The organism is Kaistia sp. MMO-174, from assembly GCF_037147815.1.
Lineage (GTDB): Bacteria > Pseudomonadota > Alphaproteobacteria > Rhizobiales > Kaistiaceae > Kaistia > Kaistia nematophila.
This window is the reverse complement of record NZ_JBBCUO010000005.1, coordinates 479,842-497,199: the sequence shown is the minus strand read 5'-3', so window position 1 is coordinate 497,199 and position 17,358 is coordinate 479,842. Positions and strand designations below refer to the sequence as shown.

22 protein-coding genes are annotated in these 17,358 nt (G+C 64.7%); all 22 read right to left on the bottom strand.

Annotated elements, in window-relative coordinates; translation table 11 throughout:
* Window positions 1-214: 214 nt before the first annotated feature.
* The 22 genes from WFK98_RS20280 to WFK98_RS20175 all read right to left on the bottom strand — a co-directional run bounded on the left by WFK98_RS20280 (window position 215) and on the right by WFK98_RS20175 (window position 17,329).
* Complete coding sequence (locus tag WFK98_RS20280; RefSeq protein ID WP_336801492.1) at window positions 215-640, bottom strand: hypothetical protein; 426 nt, start codon at window positions 638-640, stop codon at window positions 215-217.
* A complete protein-coding gene (locus WFK98_RS20275) occupies window positions 637-2,148 on the bottom strand; it encodes a phage head spike fiber domain-containing protein (RefSeq protein WP_336801491.1) in 1,512 nt (503 codons plus the stop codon). The genes WFK98_RS20280 and WFK98_RS20275 overlap by 4 nt, the downstream gene beginning before the upstream one ends.
* The gene (locus WFK98_RS20270) at window positions 2,148-3,476 is read right to left on the bottom strand and encodes a hypothetical protein (RefSeq protein WP_336801490.1); all 1,329 of its coding nucleotides are present in this window, start codon (window positions 3,474-3,476) and stop codon (window positions 2,148-2,150) included. The genes WFK98_RS20275 and WFK98_RS20270 overlap by 1 nt, the downstream gene beginning before the upstream one ends.
* Window positions 3,476-5,110, bottom strand: a complete 1,635-nt coding sequence (locus WFK98_RS20265; protein WP_336801489.1) for a hypothetical protein — start codon at window positions 5,108-5,110, stop codon at window positions 3,476-3,478. Before WFK98_RS20265 ends, WFK98_RS20270 begins: the two co-directional genes overlap by 1 nt.
* On the bottom strand, window positions 5,100-5,471 hold the full coding sequence (locus tag WFK98_RS20260; protein ID WP_336801488.1) for a hypothetical protein: 372 nt from the start codon (window positions 5,469-5,471) through the stop codon (window positions 5,100-5,102). Before WFK98_RS20260 ends, WFK98_RS20265 begins: the two co-directional genes overlap by 11 nt.
* A 13-nt stretch (window positions 5,472-5,484) precedes the next feature.
* Window positions 5,485-5,877: a hypothetical protein gene (locus WFK98_RS20255; protein WP_336801487.1), complete on the bottom strand. Its 393-nt coding sequence runs from the start codon at window positions 5,875-5,877 to the stop codon at window positions 5,485-5,487.
* The gene (locus tag WFK98_RS20250; RefSeq protein WP_336801486.1) at window positions 5,877-6,248 is read right to left on the bottom strand and encodes a hypothetical protein; all 372 of its coding nucleotides are present in this window, start codon (window positions 6,246-6,248) and stop codon (window positions 5,877-5,879) included. The genes WFK98_RS20255 and WFK98_RS20250 overlap by 1 nt, the downstream gene beginning before the upstream one ends.
* Window positions 6,249-6,252: 4 nt before the next feature.
* Window positions 6,253-7,194 (bottom strand): hypothetical protein, encoded by a 942-nt coding sequence (locus WFK98_RS20245; protein WP_336801485.1) that lies wholly within the window; start codon window positions 7,192-7,194, stop codon window positions 6,253-6,255.
* On the bottom strand, window positions 7,194-9,707 hold the full coding sequence (locus WFK98_RS20240; RefSeq protein WP_336801484.1) for a phage tail protein: 2,514 nt from the start codon (window positions 9,705-9,707) through the stop codon (window positions 7,194-7,196). The genes WFK98_RS20245 and WFK98_RS20240 overlap by 1 nt, the downstream gene beginning before the upstream one ends.
* Window positions 9,707-10,120: a DUF6950 family protein gene (locus tag WFK98_RS20235; RefSeq protein WP_336801483.1), complete on the bottom strand. Its 414-nt coding sequence runs from the start codon at window positions 10,118-10,120 to the stop codon at window positions 9,707-9,709. Before WFK98_RS20235 ends, WFK98_RS20240 begins: the two co-directional genes overlap by 1 nt.
* Window positions 10,120-10,746 (bottom strand): hypothetical protein, encoded by a 627-nt coding sequence (locus WFK98_RS20230; RefSeq protein ID WP_336801482.1) that lies wholly within the window; start codon window positions 10,744-10,746, stop codon window positions 10,120-10,122. The genes WFK98_RS20235 and WFK98_RS20230 overlap by 1 nt, the downstream gene beginning before the upstream one ends.
* On the bottom strand, window positions 10,746-11,396 hold the full coding sequence (locus tag WFK98_RS20225; protein WP_336801481.1) for a hypothetical protein: 651 nt from the start codon (window positions 11,394-11,396) through the stop codon (window positions 10,746-10,748). Before WFK98_RS20225 ends, WFK98_RS20230 begins: the two co-directional genes overlap by 1 nt.
* Complete coding sequence (locus tag WFK98_RS20220) at window positions 11,393-14,119, bottom strand: tape measure protein (protein ID WP_336801480.1); 2,727 nt, start codon at window positions 14,117-14,119, stop codon at window positions 11,393-11,395. Before WFK98_RS20220 ends, WFK98_RS20225 begins: the two co-directional genes overlap by 4 nt.
* Window positions 14,120-14,426: 307 nt before the next feature.
* Window positions 14,427-14,579, bottom strand: a complete 153-nt coding sequence (locus tag WFK98_RS20215) for a hypothetical protein (RefSeq protein WP_336801479.1) — start codon at window positions 14,577-14,579, stop codon at window positions 14,427-14,429.
* Window positions 14,579-14,995, bottom strand: a complete 417-nt coding sequence (locus tag WFK98_RS20210) for a gene transfer agent family protein (protein ID WP_336801478.1) — start codon at window positions 14,993-14,995, stop codon at window positions 14,579-14,581. Before WFK98_RS20210 ends, WFK98_RS20215 begins: the two co-directional genes overlap by 1 nt.
* Window positions 14,995-15,438 (bottom strand): phage tail tube protein, encoded by a 444-nt coding sequence (locus tag WFK98_RS20205; RefSeq protein ID WP_336801477.1) that lies wholly within the window; start codon window positions 15,436-15,438, stop codon window positions 14,995-14,997. The genes WFK98_RS20210 and WFK98_RS20205 overlap by 1 nt, the downstream gene beginning before the upstream one ends.
* 21 nt (window positions 15,439-15,459) lie before the next feature.
* The gene (locus WFK98_RS20200) at window positions 15,460-15,864 is read right to left on the bottom strand and encodes a DUF3168 domain-containing protein (protein WP_336801476.1); all 405 of its coding nucleotides are present in this window, start codon (window positions 15,862-15,864) and stop codon (window positions 15,460-15,462) included.
* Window positions 15,861-16,331: an HK97-gp10 family putative phage morphogenesis protein gene (locus WFK98_RS20195; protein WP_336801475.1), complete on the bottom strand. Its 471-nt coding sequence runs from the start codon at window positions 16,329-16,331 to the stop codon at window positions 15,861-15,863. The genes WFK98_RS20200 and WFK98_RS20195 overlap by 4 nt, the downstream gene beginning before the upstream one ends.
* A complete protein-coding gene (locus tag WFK98_RS20190) occupies window positions 16,331-16,675 on the bottom strand; it encodes a phage head closure protein (protein ID WP_336801474.1) in 345 nt (114 codons plus the stop codon). Before WFK98_RS20190 ends, WFK98_RS20195 begins: the two co-directional genes overlap by 1 nt.
* Window positions 16,662-16,838 carry a hypothetical protein gene (locus WFK98_RS20185; protein ID WP_336801473.1) on the bottom strand — a complete coding sequence of 59 codons (177 nt, stop codon included), beginning with the start codon at window positions 16,836-16,838 and terminating at the stop codon, window positions 16,662-16,664. Before WFK98_RS20185 ends, WFK98_RS20190 begins: the two co-directional genes overlap by 14 nt.
* Complete coding sequence (locus WFK98_RS20180) at window positions 16,838-17,143, bottom strand: head-tail connector protein (protein WP_336801472.1); 306 nt, start codon at window positions 17,141-17,143, stop codon at window positions 16,838-16,840. Before WFK98_RS20180 ends, WFK98_RS20185 begins: the two co-directional genes overlap by 1 nt.
* 33 nt (window positions 17,144-17,176) lie before the next feature.
* Window positions 17,177-17,329, bottom strand: a complete 153-nt coding sequence (locus WFK98_RS20175; RefSeq protein WP_336801471.1) for a hypothetical protein — start codon at window positions 17,327-17,329, stop codon at window positions 17,177-17,179.
* Window positions 17,330-17,358: the final 29 nt, after the last annotated feature.

The window sequence follows — 17,358 nt, the reverse complement described above, 5'->3', positions numbered from 1 at the left end:
TAGTTGAAGGCGCCTGGCTGAAACTACTCCGCCCGCCGGTTGCTCATCCCCGGCGGGTCTTCTTTTGGAACGGACGGGCCTCATCCGTGTTGTTCAGAGTATCGGGCGCGAGAGAGGACCCCTCCGACTTGGGATCGGAGCGCTGGAACCGGCATGCCAGCGCAGTGCCCGTTGAACCCGTCGGCCGGCGCAGCGGCCGGCGGGTTCTCCATTGCTACGCCCAGACGCGCGCCGGCGTCGCCACGACGGCCGGGTCGAAGATGCGCACGCCGCTCGGACCTTCCCAGCCCTGCGGCACGCCGATCTCGGAAATCGGCACCCATTCCATGTTGCTGAGCAGGTCGAGGATGCGGGTGCGGGCGAAGACATCGCCCTCGGCCGGGCGGCCCGCAACAAGCAGATTCGCCAGAGCGCCGATCGCGACGAGGTTCACATGCCAGCCGGCGATGACGTGCGGCTCTTCTTCGCCATCGGTCGCGGTATAGATCGGCCCGATCTCGTCAATGCGGACGCAATCAGACGGGATCAGTTCGCCGCCCTCAACCGTGGCCAGTGGCGTCCCGGTGACCGGGTTCAGGTAGACCGCCATAGCATCGAGGAACGCGGCGCGGTCGGGAGCCCAGAGGAGGTACTGGATCATGCCGCCCATGCCTGAAGCTCCGTATCAGACGCTGCCCGAGGGATGTATCGAAGATTTCTGATCCAATAGTTTGGTGAGGCGGCCAGGCTCTGCCCACCGAGCACCAACTCCGTTAGGCCGGATGGCATTATTGCCATGGCTGGCGAGACCAGAGACCTACTCGTCACGATACCTGCGGCGTTGCCAACCTGGTAACGAACCGCAGTTCGGAAGAACGCGTTGGCAGGCGGGTTCCCGAGAGATTGGGTAAACACGCCTGCACCGGCCGCCCTGGCCGTCATCACAGCCGCGGATCCGTTCTGCTGATATCCCGACAGGATATTTGCGTTGGTCCCACTCCAAATGCCCACAGTATCTCCGGCAATCGCTCCCGGTAGGGGGCGAATGTCCTGTGTCAGCACCGACACGGACGAGGAATACGGGAAAGCCGTAACAGGCAGGGTCACCTTGTCCGCCGCCCGCGTGACCTGCGCTGTGGTGGTCGGGATATAGGACGTTGCAAAACCGCCGACTTCAAGCTGAAAACCAGAAATCCGAAACGCGCGCTGACGGTTAGCTGCTGCGCGAATGACCCCGATGTTGCTCCCGCTTGCGGTGGCGGTCCGGGTATACGAAACTCGGTACAAACCGCCGCCAAGATTTTGAACGACATTGCTAAGGTTCTGGTTGGACGTGCCGTCGATGTTCAGGCCGAAATCGTTGCTCGCAGCCGACGCCGCATCCGAACCAAAAAGCGGAGGGCCAAGCCCATCGTCCATCTCGACAAAGATGGACAGCGTGTAGATCGTGCCGGCCGTCAGGGCGAACACCTTGTAGGCGTAAGCCTGCAAGCCATCAGCGGCGAAGGCTAGCCCCGTGTTGTTCCCTAGCTTGGGGAAGGATGACGCGGTTACGTTGGAGCGCACGGGCGCATCCGAGATGCCATTCCGGAAGTAGCTTTCGGTGAACAGGTTCGTCCGCTGGCTCTCGACGCGGATGCCGAGCGCGACGATCACCTTCCAGCTCGAGGCGGAGACATACGGCGCCGATGCAGCATAGCCGGCGATGACGAGCGTCTTGGTCCCCGCCGTCCAGGAAACAACCCGTCCGAGGATCCACTTCGTGATGTCGGCGGCGTCCGTAATGCGAACCACCTCGCCGACCGGATAGGTGAATGCCCCGCTAGCCAGCACGATCGACTTGTTGACGACCGCGCCGGCGCCGATGCCCAGCGAATTGAGAGGCGTCACGGAACTGTCGAGCGATGCCGGATTATGGTCGCAGCGCAGCGTCGTCCCGCTGGAGAGAACGCCGAAGGCATTCCAGATCCACTTCGCCGAGGGCGAGGCATAGGTGAGCTTGGCGTTCGGATCGCCCAGCCAGTTGTTCGCGCCGGTGACTCGATCGCGGATAAAGCCCCGCATCGCCGTGAAATCGATCGCCAGCCCCTGCTCTTCGTTGCCGAGCAGCGCAATGGCAGGATCAAGCGCGAGCGGGGCCGCGCGGTCCATGAACTGCATGATGCCCATCAGAGCGCTCCATAGGTCTTGGCGAAGAACTCGGTGACGGCGCCGGTCATGCGGGTGACGACGAACGAGACCTTGGCGCCGGCGCCGACCGCGATGGCGAGGCCCGAGAGCGCGACGGGCGTGCCGATCGCGACCGTGACCGGCCCATAGGCCATGACGCCGTTCACCTCGACATAGAAGTCGACCTCGGCGCCGACATTGCCGGCGATGATCTCCGCCACCAGCTTCGCCTGCGTGCTGCCGGCGCTGGCCGATCGCTCGGCGTAGTAGCCGCCCAGTGCGATGCCGGCGGCGCGGTAGATCGAGACGCCATAGGTCTCGTAGGCGTCACCCTTGGAGGCCATCAGATCCCACCAGGTGTTCGAGATCGCAGGCAGGGCCGGCGGCGCGTTGCCGGTGGTGGCCACCTTGGCGACCCAGCTCGAATTGCCATAGGAGACCGCGTCGCGTGCCACATAGGCCGTCCCTGCCGAATAGGGGCCGCGCCAGTTGATCTTGGCGACGTTCGCCGCCGTGGCGGCCGTCTGCGCGTCTTCCTTCGCGGTGTTGGCGGCTGCGGCCGAGGCAGCGGCAGCCTGCCGGTCCTGGCCGGTCTGGTCGCGATCGGCGGCCGTGGCAATCCGATCCTCGCCCGTATGCAGACGATTGTCGTCCGTCGCGAGAGCATCGAGCCGGACAGCTTCCCGATCCTCGCCGGTCTGGCGCCGATCATCAGCCGTGGCCAGCGCGTCAGCATGGGTAGCGACCCTATCCTCGCCGGTGGCGATCCGATCGGCAGTGGTGGCCTCGGCCGCGCCCGCAATGGCCTCCCGGTCTTCAGCCGTAGCCAGACGGTCGGCAGCGGTCGCTTCGGCGTCCTGCCCCGTGGCAATGCGATCCTCGCCCGTCTGACGACGGTCATAGGCGGTGGCGAGGGCACTGTTCGCCGCGTCCTGCGCCGCCTGCTGCGCCAGGATCACCGCCGCCCGCGCGTCGTCGACCGAAGCCGGCGGCACCAGCTCGGTGATCTCCGAGAGGTTCGCTGCCGGCGCCACGGGCACCACCAGGTTGAACGGTGGATAGGTCGTGCGCGGCCGGCCGGTCGCGCCGATCGCGACGCTCGCGACATAGGACGTACCGGCGATGCCTTCGGCATTCGGCCAGAGGTCGACGGCGATATTGCCGTCGGCATCGGTATCGGCCGCGACCGGCGCCGGCAGGATGGTGATCTCGCCGTCGCGATCCCGCCGCGACAGGGTGAAGGTGATCGTCGCCGGATGGCAGGGAGTGCCGTCCGGCTTCAGAACCGGACCGGTGACGCGGCACTTCGCGAGCAGGGCAAGGGTCATCAGTCGATTTCCTGTACGTCGAAGAAGGAGCCGGCGAGGACGGAGCTGGCCGTCGCGTTCGAGGCGTTTTGAGCAAAGGTCGGCGCCAGCGTGCCGGCGGTCGCGACATCGATGATGCCTTCGATGGTGGTGAAGTAGCTCGTGGAGCCTGCTTGGCCTGCGCCGGCTCCAGCTAGGTTCGTGCGGCGCGAGTTAATGATGGTCGTCGTTCCGCCCGTCGCCCAAGACATGATCTGGGCCAGAAAAGAGTTGGCGGTGCAGCTCCCGCCCATCTCATACTTGTGGCCTCCCGTCGTGCCGGCATCGACGAAAAGGCATGCCTTGAACCGATAGCGCGTGTTGGCCTTGACGTTGACAGCGAGGTCGCTGATCAGCCCGAGCGTCGCGTCCGATGTCTTGCTGAAGTTCGCCGACAGCCGCTTGATGCCGCCCGTCTTCAGGATGCCGTCGACATCGATGGACGCCTTCACGCTCCCCGAGACGTTGACCTTGAAGTCCACAATCCGGCTCGAGCCATTGCCGGCGACCGTCACAGACGTGTCGGTGGCGCCGCCGCCCGATGTGTCGAAGTCGACCAGGCTTGTGTCGCGCGCGCCAGCCAGCACCAGGCCACTCGCAGACTGGATCGTCATCCGACCGCCATAGGCCATCTGGATCGAGTTCGCGCCGCTTCCGAAGATGAACCGAGCCGCCCGCGTCGCCGCAAACCCCGTGAAGCCCGAAAGGCGCGGCGCCGCCGTCGTGCCACCGAGCGCGCTCAGCAGAATGTCATTGGCGAACGTGTAGGCCGAACTGAAATCCAGCCGCAGCGAGGTGCCGTCGAGCTTGAGACCGTCGCCGACCAGCACATCCTCATAATCGCCCGTCCCCGCCGAGAAGCGGGCCTTCACCCGGTATTGCGAAACCGGCGCCAGCTTGGCGTTCGTCACCGACCCATTCGGCACCGAGCCGACATCGCCGTTCGGCGTCCCGATAAGCGTGATGATGTCGCCATCGACGAAGGGCGAGGCCGACGAACTGCCGATCGGCGTCACCGCCAGGTTGCGATAGCCGGCCGGCGACGCCATGGCCGTGACGTCGAATGCCAGCCAGGCGGAGGGGTCGAGCGTCTTGAAGATCTTCACTCGGCTCTTGATGCCGGAGTTCGAGGCGACGAGTTCCGCCAAAAGCCCGGCAACATCGCCGCCGCCGGCATTGGCGAGATCGGCCCGGATCACGGTGGCCGCATTCTGCGTGGCGCTGCCGAGGCGGAGATTGCCGGCGCCCGGATCGGAATCGGCGGTTGCCGTCGAGAACAGGTAGGGGATCGACAGCGCGCCGGTCACCTGTAGCCCGGCCTCGATCGCCGCGATGATCTCGGCCAGCCGCGCGGCCATCGGCACGTTCGAATGCCAGTCGGCGCCCGTGCGTAGGATCAGGTAATTAGCCGAAGCCGCAACCGTCGCGCCGGCCCATGGCTTCACCAGCGTCGCAGCGAGGTTCCCCTCGATGGAGGCGATGACGCCGACGGTGGCGCCGATGACCAGCGTGTCGCCGGGCTTGGCGCCCGACAGCAAGGCCGCGCCCACGAAGGTCAAGGCGGTCGTGCCGGCATCGACCGAGATCGTTCCGGCGGCATAGTAGCTAGCGGCCATTCAGGAATTCCTCGAGAGCGGCTTCAATCTCGGCAGGATTTTTGGCGGCGCGGATTGCGGCTTGGGCCGCTTGGCGGCGCCTCTCTATCGTGCCGAGGAAAGCTTTGGTTTCGGCGGCCTTGGCAACAATGCGGGCCGAGAGGTCTGCCAGGTCCATCGTCTGGTCGAAGATCTCCGCGGTCAGAAGCGCCCCCGGCGGATGGCCGTCGAGAACCGCCGTCGCCTCGACCAACTTCCACGCCCGCAACACCGCCAGCGGCGACGCCACCAAGTCATGGATCTGCGCATTCGTCGCATCATCAGCGCGCGCAAGGGCGCTCGCCCGGAGCGGCTCCAGGTTCTTCGTCAGACAGATTTTCAAGGGAAGGCTCCGGCTAGGTGGCCGTGATCTCGGCCGACCAGGGCAGATAGGGGAACTGGTCGAAGACGATCGAATAGGTGGCCGGCATGTCCGCCGTCAGCTCGAGCAGGCCACCCTCGACCGTCACCGGCTCGCCGTCGACGAGCACGACGCAAGGGTCCGGCAGCCCGGCGATCTTGACCTTGCTGCGACTGTCGGCCGGGATCTCGGTGCGGTTGATGGTGATCGGCGCCACCGGCCGCGCGACGAGCTTGCCGTCGAGCACGTAGCTCGCCCCGAAGGATGCGTCGTCGGGCGCTTCGACGAACAGCTCACGCTGCCGCAGACCCGCCAGTTCCTCGGGCGTGAACGCCCCGGAAAGCTGGCCGGTGAGCCGGCCATCGCCATCGTGATAGAACAGCCGCATCAGGTCATCTCATTGTCGAAGACATTGTAGGAAAACACCGCGCCCGCCGTGCTGTTGTTGATCGTGAAATAGTTGCTGGCCCGGCGATAGGTGACCTCGAAGCCCCGCCCCGGCCCGCGCACGCCGCTGGCGCCGTAGAACATGTCGACGAGGATCAGCGGCAGGCCGGTGAAGGTCTTTGGCAGCGAGATGTTCGTGTTGCCCGTCGGGAGGGCGGCAGTGATGCCCGATAGGAGCGGCCGAAGTCGCTTGGCGGTCGAGTCGAACACCAGCCCTGCCGCCGGCGCCGTCAGAACGTCATAGCCGGGCTTGGAAAACTGGAAGACGAACTGGCCGGCACGCAGGCCGATATAGCCACGGGTGGTTGGCATGGCCTCAATCCGTGGGAACAGGCCTGTCGATCACGATGATCGAGACGTTGCCCCAGACAGCATTGCCCCAGCGTCGGATCCTGGCCTGCGCCACCCCTGGCGAGGTGGTATTGACGTAGCCCGACATCGGATAGGCAGCGCCGTACGTGTTCACTTCCTTGTCGGACGGCAGGGTGTAGATCTGGTCATTCTGCGCGCCGTTGAAGGTCCCGAAAAAAAAGATGATCGGGTAGTAGCCCTTCCACTCGTAGGTGAAGTCGATGTCGGTGTAGACGTTGTCCGTGGGACTGTCCGCCGCGCCCTTCCGGCTCGAGGCCGGCGCAAAGGTCTTGTTGATGACCGAGAAATCGTCATCGGAACTGAAGACCATCTGGGCCTTCGAGCAGGTCTCGACGTTGAAGCCCGGCCGCGAGACGTAAAGACCATACTCGCTGCCGCGCTTGCCCATCATCATGCGCGGCAGTGGATGTGGATCGTTGCCGACGATGTCGAGGTCGCGCGCCGGAATCTTGAAGACGACGGCACAGAGATAGCGGTCGAAGCGAAACTGTCCCGACTGCGAGTAGATCACCACCCGGTCCTTATAGGCCTCATAGGTGAGCGATCCCGCGCCGGGCGCCAGCGAGCCGATGTCCTCGCGCCAGTAGATGGTGGCGCCGCTCGGGCTGGACAGAAAGATCTTCACGCACGGCACATAGGGGAGTTCCGGGAAGAAGATCTGCAGCGGGCTCGAATTATCCGGGCCAGGGCTTTGGCTCGCATTGATCCCGATGATCCTGCGGCTCGCGACCGCATGAATGTTGCCGGCGAACGGCCAGGCCGTATCGAAGTCCAGGAACTCGCGGGCGAGGTTTGGATCCGATGCGTCATGGGTCGGTTTGCTGATGCGCGCGCGATAGTCGCCTGGCGAAAGCTGCCCGGCGAACAGGCGGGGAATCTCGACCATCAGGGCTCCGAGAAGATGAGGCTGTCGCCATCGAGATCGAGGCGCACTACGTCGGATGACGACTGCAGCGTGAGATGCCTGGCGATGATCTTGCCATCGACAATCGAGAACGGAATGATCCCGGTGGTTGCATCGCCGATGACGAACTGGTCGACCTTGAACACACAGCGCGCAACGCCGCCGACGATCTCCAGCATGAAGCCGGCATCCTTCCAGGCCGCCCCCGTCTCGCTGTAGAGGAATACCTGGAAGCGCGCCTCGGTGCCGGCCGGCGCCGCCATCGCCTCGAACTTGACGAAGCCGCCGGCGGTCGCCTGGTTGGCCTTGACCTCGAGCGCCGTGACGTCCTCCGCGAGCGCGGTGTCGCCGTCGACGATCGCCTGCGTCAGCTTGATCACCGCCGCCGACAAGGACTGCGACACCGCTTTCACCGTCTGCCGGATCTGGGCGCGCTGGGCATAGCCTTGGCCAGCATCCTGGATCTGCGTCGCGGCGATCCCCTCCATCGCCTCCTCGAGCTCGTTGCGCAGCTCTTGCATCGAGCCGCGAGCGTCATTGGTGATAAGCGAAAGCTCATAGGCCTGCTGCGCCGTGATGCCCTCAGCGATGTCGGGGGTCAGCACCGCCCGCCAGCTCGACCAGGCCGTATCGCGCGGCGAGGCCGGACGGTAGCGTCCTCTAACCTCATAGCGGGTCCGGCCGAGGATCGACTGCGATATCTCGATTGCGCCGGCGTCGACACGGTCCGTCTCGCCTTGCAGCACCAACGTCTGGTCGACCTCGAGGCGAACCTCGAACTGCACGCCATCGACATCGTCAAGGCTCGGATCCCACGACATGCGAATGCCGGCGCGCGCATTGTCGCCGTCGCCGCGGATCGTGATCGGCACTACGTTCCAGTCGATGATCGGCTGCGCCGACGGGCGCACCACCTCGGTCGGTGCGGTGATGACCGGGCGGAGATCGATCGGGCTGTAGTCGCTCGGATCTACTTCCGTCAGGTTCCAGCCGACATTGAGGTTCGCGAGCTTCTGCACCGCGTCGACCCGGAACAGCTTGCTTACATAGCCATTGCGCGCCGAGGTCCAGGAAACATAGTCCCCGGGCTCGACCACGACCGCCTCCGGCGGCATCGGCAAGGCGTGCTGGCGGAACCGCCGCGCCTCGGCCAAGGCCGACGCCATGAGCCGCTGCACCTGCGTTCCGGACGTCACGAAGCCATAGGAGACGTCCGCAACCTGGCGCCGACCATCATCCTGCTGCTCGAACAGGGTCGAATAGATCGGCGGCGCATCCTTGATGTTCCAGCCCTCGCTGGGCTCGGTGTATTTTCCGGTAGCGCCGTTGACCACGTCGGCCAGCGACGGGAACGGCTCGAAGGTCTGCGGGTCCGTGGAAAGAACATCGTCGTCCGTGAACGAATAGACGGCGAGGCCCGGCGCACCGGCATGCGGCTTGTAGATGCCGCCGATCTCGGCGAGGCGACCATTGCAGCATTTCAGCAGCTCGGCGATGACATCCGCCGGCTCGGTGTCGAGTGAGATCTCGCCGCCACTCTGATACTGAGGCTCCGTCCCCGCGCCGACGACGGCAACAGCCAGATCGCACTCGTTCATGCCAGCCGCCCAGGAAGAGATGGGCAACTGCGAGCCGGTGACGGTCTGGCCGCCGAAGAAATACTTGCCCTTGTAGGTGATGCCACGGACGACGTTGTAAGCCTGCAGGATCGCGTTTCTCGAGGCCTGGCTATAGGTCGCCACGTCGCCCCAGACCTGCGTGCCAGAGCCGCCCATGGCGCTATCCTTGCGGACGTCATAGAGTGACACGCCGTCGACCACGAACTTGAACTGCGGAAAGCCGGAAAAGAGCTTGTCGCTGACGCGCGCAATCACCACGGCATAGGCGACGCCCGTGCCGACCCTCGTCGTCCTGTAGGGGCGGCTCGATCCGGAGAAGCGGGCCACCATCTGGGCGTCGGCCGCCGTCTGGTTGCCGTCATAGAAGCGGATCCAGAGCCGATCGCCGTCATTGTTGTATTCCGGGATCGCCCGCTGCACGCCCGAAGGCGTCGCCGGGTCCCAGGTCACCTTCGACCCGTTGACCCAGACCTCGGCCAGCCCCTTTACCGGCAGGTCCGAGAGCGCGATCACATAGTGCATATAGGCGTTGGGCGTACCGTCGACTTCGCCCCAGGTGCCGTCATAGGCGAGCGAGCCCCCCGTCGCGGCCCGGCCCACAATGAAGCTGCGCGGCACGGCGCCGCCGAACTGCAGCTTGCCGGAGGTGCCACCGACGCCGCTGCCCGCCTCCTTCTTCTTGGCGAAGAGATAGCTCAGGCCGAGCCCGACCCCTGCCTTGAGGACACCGCCGACGATGCCGGCGAGGACACCACCACCGCCGAGCCAGCCGGCGAAGGCGCCGACGGCCGCGATGATCGGCGCAGCATGGCAAAGCGCCGTCGAGCACAGCAGCAGCTGCGTCGCGGCAGAGGCAACACGAAAGAGGTGCCGCATCAGCCGATCCTGAAAGCCTTGGCCGCCGACGATCGATCGAGCGTGGCGAGGCCATCCGGCCCCAGGACGGCGACACGCTCGCCGGCGACGACGCCGAGCGCCCATCCCTCCGGCGTGTCAAAGGCCGCGATGTCGCCGGCCCCGGCCATCATCGGATGGACCTCGTCGAAGAAATGGGCGGCCAGCGACACCAGGTCCGCGTAGCCGGCCCGCTTCAGGGCGCGATGGGCGCCGCCGGCCGAGCGATAGGTGCCACGGAACCCCATCGCGAGATCGAGCCCGGTCATGGCGCGGATGCAGTCCGACGCGAACAGCGCGCAGTCATGCTCGCCCCATGCGAACGGCAGGCGGCGCTGCGCCTCGATCGCCTCGTGCAGGGCTACCCGCCAGGCAGGAATCCGTTGCAGCGCCATCAGCCGGCCTTCCCTTGCTTCTTGCCCCAGAAGATTTCCCAATCCCCCACCACGCTGGTGTCGTGATAGAAGTCGTCATCCGCCTTGCGGAGGATCTGGCTCTCATGGCTGCGCACGTCAGGGTTCGCCCGCGTCAGCTCGCGCGTATGCGACGCGCAGGAGAGCTTGATGGTCGCCGCGCCGCCCTCGGCCGGTGTCTCGATCGGCGCTTCGTCGATGAAGCCGATGAAGCAAGCCTTGGCTGGCGCGACTGGCTCGAGCGTGTCCGGGTTCAGATAGCCCCGATAGATCGCAATCGGCGCGTTGCGGGCGTCATAGGATCGGATGGCGGCATTTACGGCCTCGTCGATGCCGGAAAGCTCGACCTCGACCGTCCGCACAGAGATGTCCGAGGTCAGCGCGATGTCACCAACCGAATTAAGCGCGCCACCGACGAAACTCTTCGTCTCGATCAGGCCAGTCCGACCATTCTTGATCTGGCAGGTGAAAGGGCCGCCATCCGACCAGAAGCACGCATCCTGCGTGGCGCCGGTGATCCGATCTTTGACGGTGAAGATGACGAAGTCGCGCGCGACAACCGCCCGCGCGGCAATCGCGACGAGCTCAGCCGGGTCGAGAGCAAGCATCAGCCGATCACCTGAATTGCGTTGAAGGAGATCGGGCCGCGCGCATTGAGATTGGCGGGCGTCGAAACCGATCCGGGAACGATCATCATCAGGCAGGCGGGACGCTTCACCTTGACGACGTTGTTGATGGCGGCGCCTTGCCGGATGGGAGGCCGCACTTCGAAGGCCGGCGTAACGCCCAAGCCGTCGGCCACGACATCTTCCATCACCTGGTGCAGGGCATAGAGGGGGCCCGAGCCGTAGCTGAAGGCGATGTGGTCGCCGGTCGTAATCTTGAAACTAGCCGGCAGCGCTTTCAGCCGAAGGGCGATCGTCGAGGGCAGCGCCGAGATGGCCGCCGCCTCCCCGTTGAACGCTCCGCCCGTCGGCCAACTGCCATGCGGATAGGCTGCCGGATAGAAGGACGCCGAGTCATAGCCCCAGAACGTCTTCTGCCCGTTCTCGAGAGCGGCAAGCCGCGCCTTCCAACGGCGCAGCTCGTTTGGCTCAAGGTCACGCGTCGTCGCCTGCATCGTCCAGAGCGGCGCCCGCCGCGACTTGACGCGGATCTGCCCGCCGGCCTGGCCTGAGGTCTCATCGCCATACGACAGGTCGAGCGTCGCCCATCCCGGCCAGTCGGCCAGAAGGTCAATCGGATAGGTGATCGTCATCGAAGGACCCGGTCCCGCTGCAGCTTCTTGATGGTGTCCGGCAGTGAGGCGATGAGCCGCTGATTGTTCTGCTTCAGGATCGCGGCAAACTCTGCCTCGCTCATCTGCGAACCGCGAGCATCAATGTGAGTATCGCCGAGGCGCACTACAGGGGCGACATCAGCCGCGACCGGCGCCAGTTTCGGAATGGAGGGGGCCAGCATTGCCCCCGCGCCGGCTCCAGCATTGATCGCCTCCAGAAGGCCACGATGGCGCGCCGTGGCCTCGGCGTTAACGACGAACTCCCTGCCGTGCACGACACCGCGCACGTCACTACGGCTGCTTCCGCCAGTGTAGCCGCCGGACGAGAAACCAAGCAGCTTGCCTATCGCGCCGAAGCCGCTCCCACCGCCACCGCCAAACAGGTCATTCAAACCAATGTCGATCAGCTTGTTCGCAACCTTTTCAAGGGCACCGGCCAACGCCTCGGTGGCAGATTTTCCTTCCCGAAGATCGGAGATGAGCCCTCCGAATACATCACGGCCCAGATCGCGCATCTCTTCAGCGCTACGCCGTGCCTGATCCTGCGCCTGAGCAAGCTTCTCAGCCTCGACCGACGCACCGGCATATTCATTTGCCAGAGCCAGCATGGCCTCCGCCTGCTCGCGAGCTCTCGGAGACAGCCCGTCGAAGTTGCCGGAGAGGAGCTGCTGGACGTCAGCCAGTTCCTTGCCCGCGGCGACACCCGACTGCTGCGCGGCAGCGAGAAGGTCCTGGGCGGCACGGAGCCGCTCGATGGTCAGGCCGTAGTCGTCGACCAGTGGATTGAGGCCCGCCTGTGCGGCAGTCTCCTCGGCAAGTGCCATAGTGCGCGCACGCATCTGGGCGACTTCCCGCTCGAACTCATCGACCCTTGAAGACGGCTTTTTGCCCTCGGCACTGCGCCGTGCGTCTGACACCAGATTGGCCTGGGCCAGCGCTTTGATCTGCCCCTCGGTAAGGACCGCACCGGCCGCATCTGCGTCTTTCCGGACGTTGGCAATCTCGGTTTCGAGCGCGAGCTGATCCTTCGTCAGGCTATTGCGGCGCTCGGCTGCGTCGGTGAAAGCCTTGTTGGTGGCTCGCATCGCCTCATAGGCGGCCATGGACTGAGTCTCGGCTGCCCGGAAGGAGGGACCGGCCTGGGCTTGGCCCTGGGCACCCTTAAGGCGCTCGAGCGATGCCGTCGCGAGATCGATCTTGCTGGCATACTCGATGATATTCGCAATGGCAGAAGCGAACGACGGTTGAGCGCGCGAGACCCCATCAAGTGCCGCCTTAAGGTCATCGGCGGACGTCTCCCCCCGTTGAAATTTCTCGACCAGATCGACGATGTTGCGCGCAGCATCACCTGTCTGAAGGTTGAAAGGGTTGCTTCCCATCGCCTCGAAAGGCACGAGCGCATCCTTCAGTGCCGCGGAGAAGTCCGCCAACTCCCCCTTGGCATCCGACATCTTCGCTTCAAGACTGGCCATCCGCTTTGCCAGCCCGTCTTGCGCCGCCGCGATCTGGTCGAGACCATCGGCAGCCTCAGGCGCCGTAAGCCCCAGCTCCTTCAGCGTCGCCTGAAAGCGGGCAGTTCTTTCCTCCGCCGCCATTGAAGACGAGGCGTAGAGCCCCAAAGCGGCCACTACCGTTCCGCCGAGGATCATCCCGATCGGCCCCGCTGCGGCCGTCAGCCCTGACATCGCCAACCCCACTCTGGCGGCCGAAGAAGCGGCCCGAAGCGCGGCTGTGAATTTGACGAGCGCGGCCGCACCGAGGCTGAGCTTGGAGATCATCCCCGCGATCGAACGCCCCAGTAACGCACCCGCCAAGACGGAGGCGAGCTGCAGAGCGACGTCGGCGGTCGCCTCGAAGTTATCAGCCATAACGACGAGTGCTTCGGCGATCTTGGCCGAGATGCCCACGGCCTGGTCACCACCCCCCACATATTCGAGAAGGGCGTTGCGGAGGAGCTGCAGGCCATCGGCGATGGTGGCCGGCATGGCCTCGGCCTCCTTTCTCAGGGTTGCCATCTGCGACGTCAGCGCCCTGAAGACGGTCGAGGATGTCAGCTTGCCTTCCGAGCCCAGTGCGCGCAGCTGATTGACACCGACGCCGAGACCGGCGGCGAGTGCCTCCGCCACGCGGCCACCCTGCTGAATCACGGTATTGAGATCGTCGCCGGCGAGTGTCCCGCCCGCCATTGCCTTGGCGAGCGCATTCTGGATCGCGGCAGCACGGTCTCCCTTGGCCGCGCTGATGACGAGCGCATTGTTCAATGCCTCGGTGTAGTCGAGCTGCTGCTGCGTATCGTAGCCGAGCTCACGAAGCGCCGTTGCATTGGCGAGATAGCTCTCGGCCGTCATTTCGAGACTGGAGAACGTCCGCCGGGCGATCTCTCCGAGGCGGACCATGACGTCGGCGCCGGCCGACATCGACCCCGCTGCCCTGTTCACGCGCGACGTTAGGTCGGTCCAGACATTCGTCATCTGGGCGAGCTCTCGCGCACCAAGCGCTGCACCGATGGCCGACAGAGGCGTGAGAAGATTCTGCGTCGCCTGTTTCATCAGGCCGTCGAGGTTTTTGTTCATCTGGCGGGCGCGGTTCTCGATAGCCCGTGCCTGCTGGTTCATGATCCCGGCGGCACGCTGCATGGCGCGCTCATAGCCCTTGATGTCGGCCGAGAGCTGGACAACCAGCTTTTCGAGATCAGTTGCCAAAATGCGTGCCTCTCAGGATGATGTGGCGGGGAGGCCAAATCATGCGATTTCGATATCGATTCACTGCGTTGGGATGGATAGGGGCGGCGCTGTTCGTGTTGCCGACACCATTGGTCGTTTGGCACTATGCGGGTGTTTTGAATGCTGCAGAGCGAAGCCTTCGTTTTCACGAGGCGCTTCGGGAACAAGGGGTCGACGGCGGCTCACTCTCTCCAGCGGCACTCAACGCGCCCTATCTAACAGCCCTCGCCACTGCCACCTTGATCGGCTTGGTGCTGGTGATAGTGGGCCGAGAGACGGTCCCCAGCTAGCTGGCGGAGACCATCGCCCAGAGATCATCCTTCTCTGCTTCCGACAGCCCCGTCTCACCCTCGGGATTGTGGGCTTCGGCGTAGCCATCGATCGCTGCCAGGAACTGCCAAACGGAGAGGCGGCTGACCTCCGCCGGCGACATACCCATCACAGCGCCGGCTCCGTAGAGGGCAGCGAATCGGATCTTCCCATTGGGGAGATCGTCGAGCCTGGCTGACTCGCTGCCGCTTCTTTTTTTGCCGTCGCATCCTCGTCAGGCGCCCCGTAGATACCGGCGCCGAGAACGGCCTGCGCCACCATAAGGTTTTCGGCAGGCGGCCGAGCCTCGACATAGGCCCGAACCAACTTCAGCGCCGCCACCGGCTCGCGTCCGCCGCCAATGAGGCCGAGGCGGATGGTGGCCGCAATCTCGCCGACCTTCCAGGCACCGCTGTTCAGGCGGTCCAGGATGACATATGGCCCCGCATCACAGGCCTCCTGGAGCTGCGCCAACTCACCCCAGCCGAGACGAAACGAATAGGTTCCGTCGGCCCAATCAAGGATGATCGCCCCATCGCGCGCCATTAGGCGATCGTGCTCGTCTGGACCAGAGCGCCGTCGCTCTGCATCTCGACCGAAATGGTCACTCTGCCGCCCTGCTCGGCACCGAGCGAGATGCTCGCAACGTGCATCTTCCCGACGAACTTCAGCACGCCGCTGGAGAAGGTGATCTCGAGCTGGACGCTGACGGAGTCCGTACTCTTGTAGGCGTCCATCCATGCCTCGACGGCCTCGGCGGCCAGCACACCCTCACCGGAGATGGATGCGCTCGTACTCTGCACATCCCGGCCGATCACGATCGGCGCATCCGGCTCGTTGCAATCAGGAATAGAGACCTCCGACAGCGTTTTTGTCAGCTGCAGCGACTTCGACGTGAAGCCGCACGGGGCAGCGAATACTTCCGGATCCGCGCCATCGCCGAGCTTGACGATGAACTTGCCGAACTTCGCGGTAGTGGGCTGGGCCATGAGGTTTCTCCTGTGATGGCTCTAGGGCAGCTCGACGAGAGCGGTGAATTCGATCACCGCATGGGAGGTAATGCCGTCCCGGTCCCGAAGTGTGCGGGTTTGCCGGTGCTCCAGCGAAAGAAGCGCGGCCGTAGGCAGGTCGAGATCGACCAGATGAAGGGCGGCGCGCACGGCGCCGGCGATCCTCTTCGTCTCTGGAAAGCCGACTGCACGTGACCAGACGTCGATCTGAAGCGAGATCTCGAGACCATCGACGCACTCGGCGCCATCGCTCAACACCTGGTCGGGACCAAGCGAAATGTATGGGAAGGTGGCGTTGGATGGCACTTGATCGAAGATGCGCGAGCTGACGATAGCCGCGACATCGGGCGATGACTTGAGGGCCGCGACGACGGCGGCCTGCAGTTCGAGACTTGCGTCGCTCACAATTTCGCAACCTGCTTGGCAGCCTTTCGAACCGCCGTCCCGATCTTGCGTTTGGCGCTCTTTCGGCTGGCTCGATAGGCGGGGAAGAAGAACGGCTGCGCTCTGGTACCTGGGTGCTCTGCACCGGCGAACTTGCCGCCGACCTCATGGGGGGCGGTGCCAAATTCAACCCAACGTGCCCAGAACGCCTCCGAGTTGCCGGCATAGACCGTGATGGTGAGCCCCCTGCCTAGACTTGAACGGGCGACTTTGCCGAGTGTCAGCGATCCGCGCGGCGGCGCGCCCCATGTCCAACCAATGCTCGCCCTCAGATCTCCGTCATCGACAGGCGCCAGCGATCGGGCTAACCGAACAATCTCATCCGCCACAGACTCCATCGCGGTCCGGATCGCTGCCGTCGCTGCGAGCGGCATGCGCGAAAGCTTCCGCTCAAGTTTGGCCAGGCCCAGAATGCTGTTGCTGGGCATTAGCCGATCGCGACCCCACTGGTCGCTAGGACATCGAGGTAAGCGCCCTTCTCATCCATGTTGGCCATCGATGTGATGTTGAAGGGCATACCGTTGCGCACATCGCGCGCGCGCCAGTCGACGCGGATTTCGCGCGTGCTGGACGAAAGCCGCACTCGGATGACGACTGGCTGGCTGCCTGCCAGGCGAGCGGCTTGCACACCCTCGCCACCCTTAAGGGGCTGGATCCGCGCCCAGACGACAAACTGCTCGCGCCAGTCACCGGCGACCGTGTTGCCATATCCGTCATCAACAGCATCCCGCCGATCGAAGGCGACGCGCTCGCGGAGTTCACCGGCGCTCATCACGCTCCTCCTTGTTCAAAGCCTTCGCCGCACCGACCGCGATCGCCGCAGCGGCGCAGGCGCGCGTGACACGAAGCTCCTTGCCGGCCTTGTAGGCGATCGTGACCCGGCCCTTGAGCTCCACCGGTGACCAATCGAAATCCTTGAGGAACCGGACACGCATCAGACGCGCAGATTGCGGAAGGGATTGATCAAACGCTGGGCCGACGGCGGCAGGCCCTCGCCACGCCCTTCACGGCCCTCCGGCTCGTACATGAAGGCAACGGTCTGCAGTCCGGCGACCTTGAAGATTGCTTCCTTGCCAGGAGGAACGAACGCCGCGTTGCAGTGGGCCAACAGGGCCATGACCGCGGCGTCCATGTATCCCTCGATCACCGCATCCTCGTCGTCGCTGTCGACACGAAGATGCTCCTTCACTTCGGCCAGCGTGAAAAGCGGCCCGAGCTGCACGACAACAGCATTGATCATGACTATCCCCCGGCCGCCGAGGCCTTGCTGGCGTCAGGTTGCGGCGTTGCCGTCCTGAAGGTTTCGTGCGACCGCTTCAGCGCCCGGAATGGTCGGGTCATTGAGGTCGATCTGGTCCTGCGGGCGCTTGGGCTTGGCCTTGCCCTTCGACTGGCCGGCCTTCTTCTCGGTCTGCTCGTCAGCCATGTTGGCCTCCTGTTCGTGAGGGTGGTGCA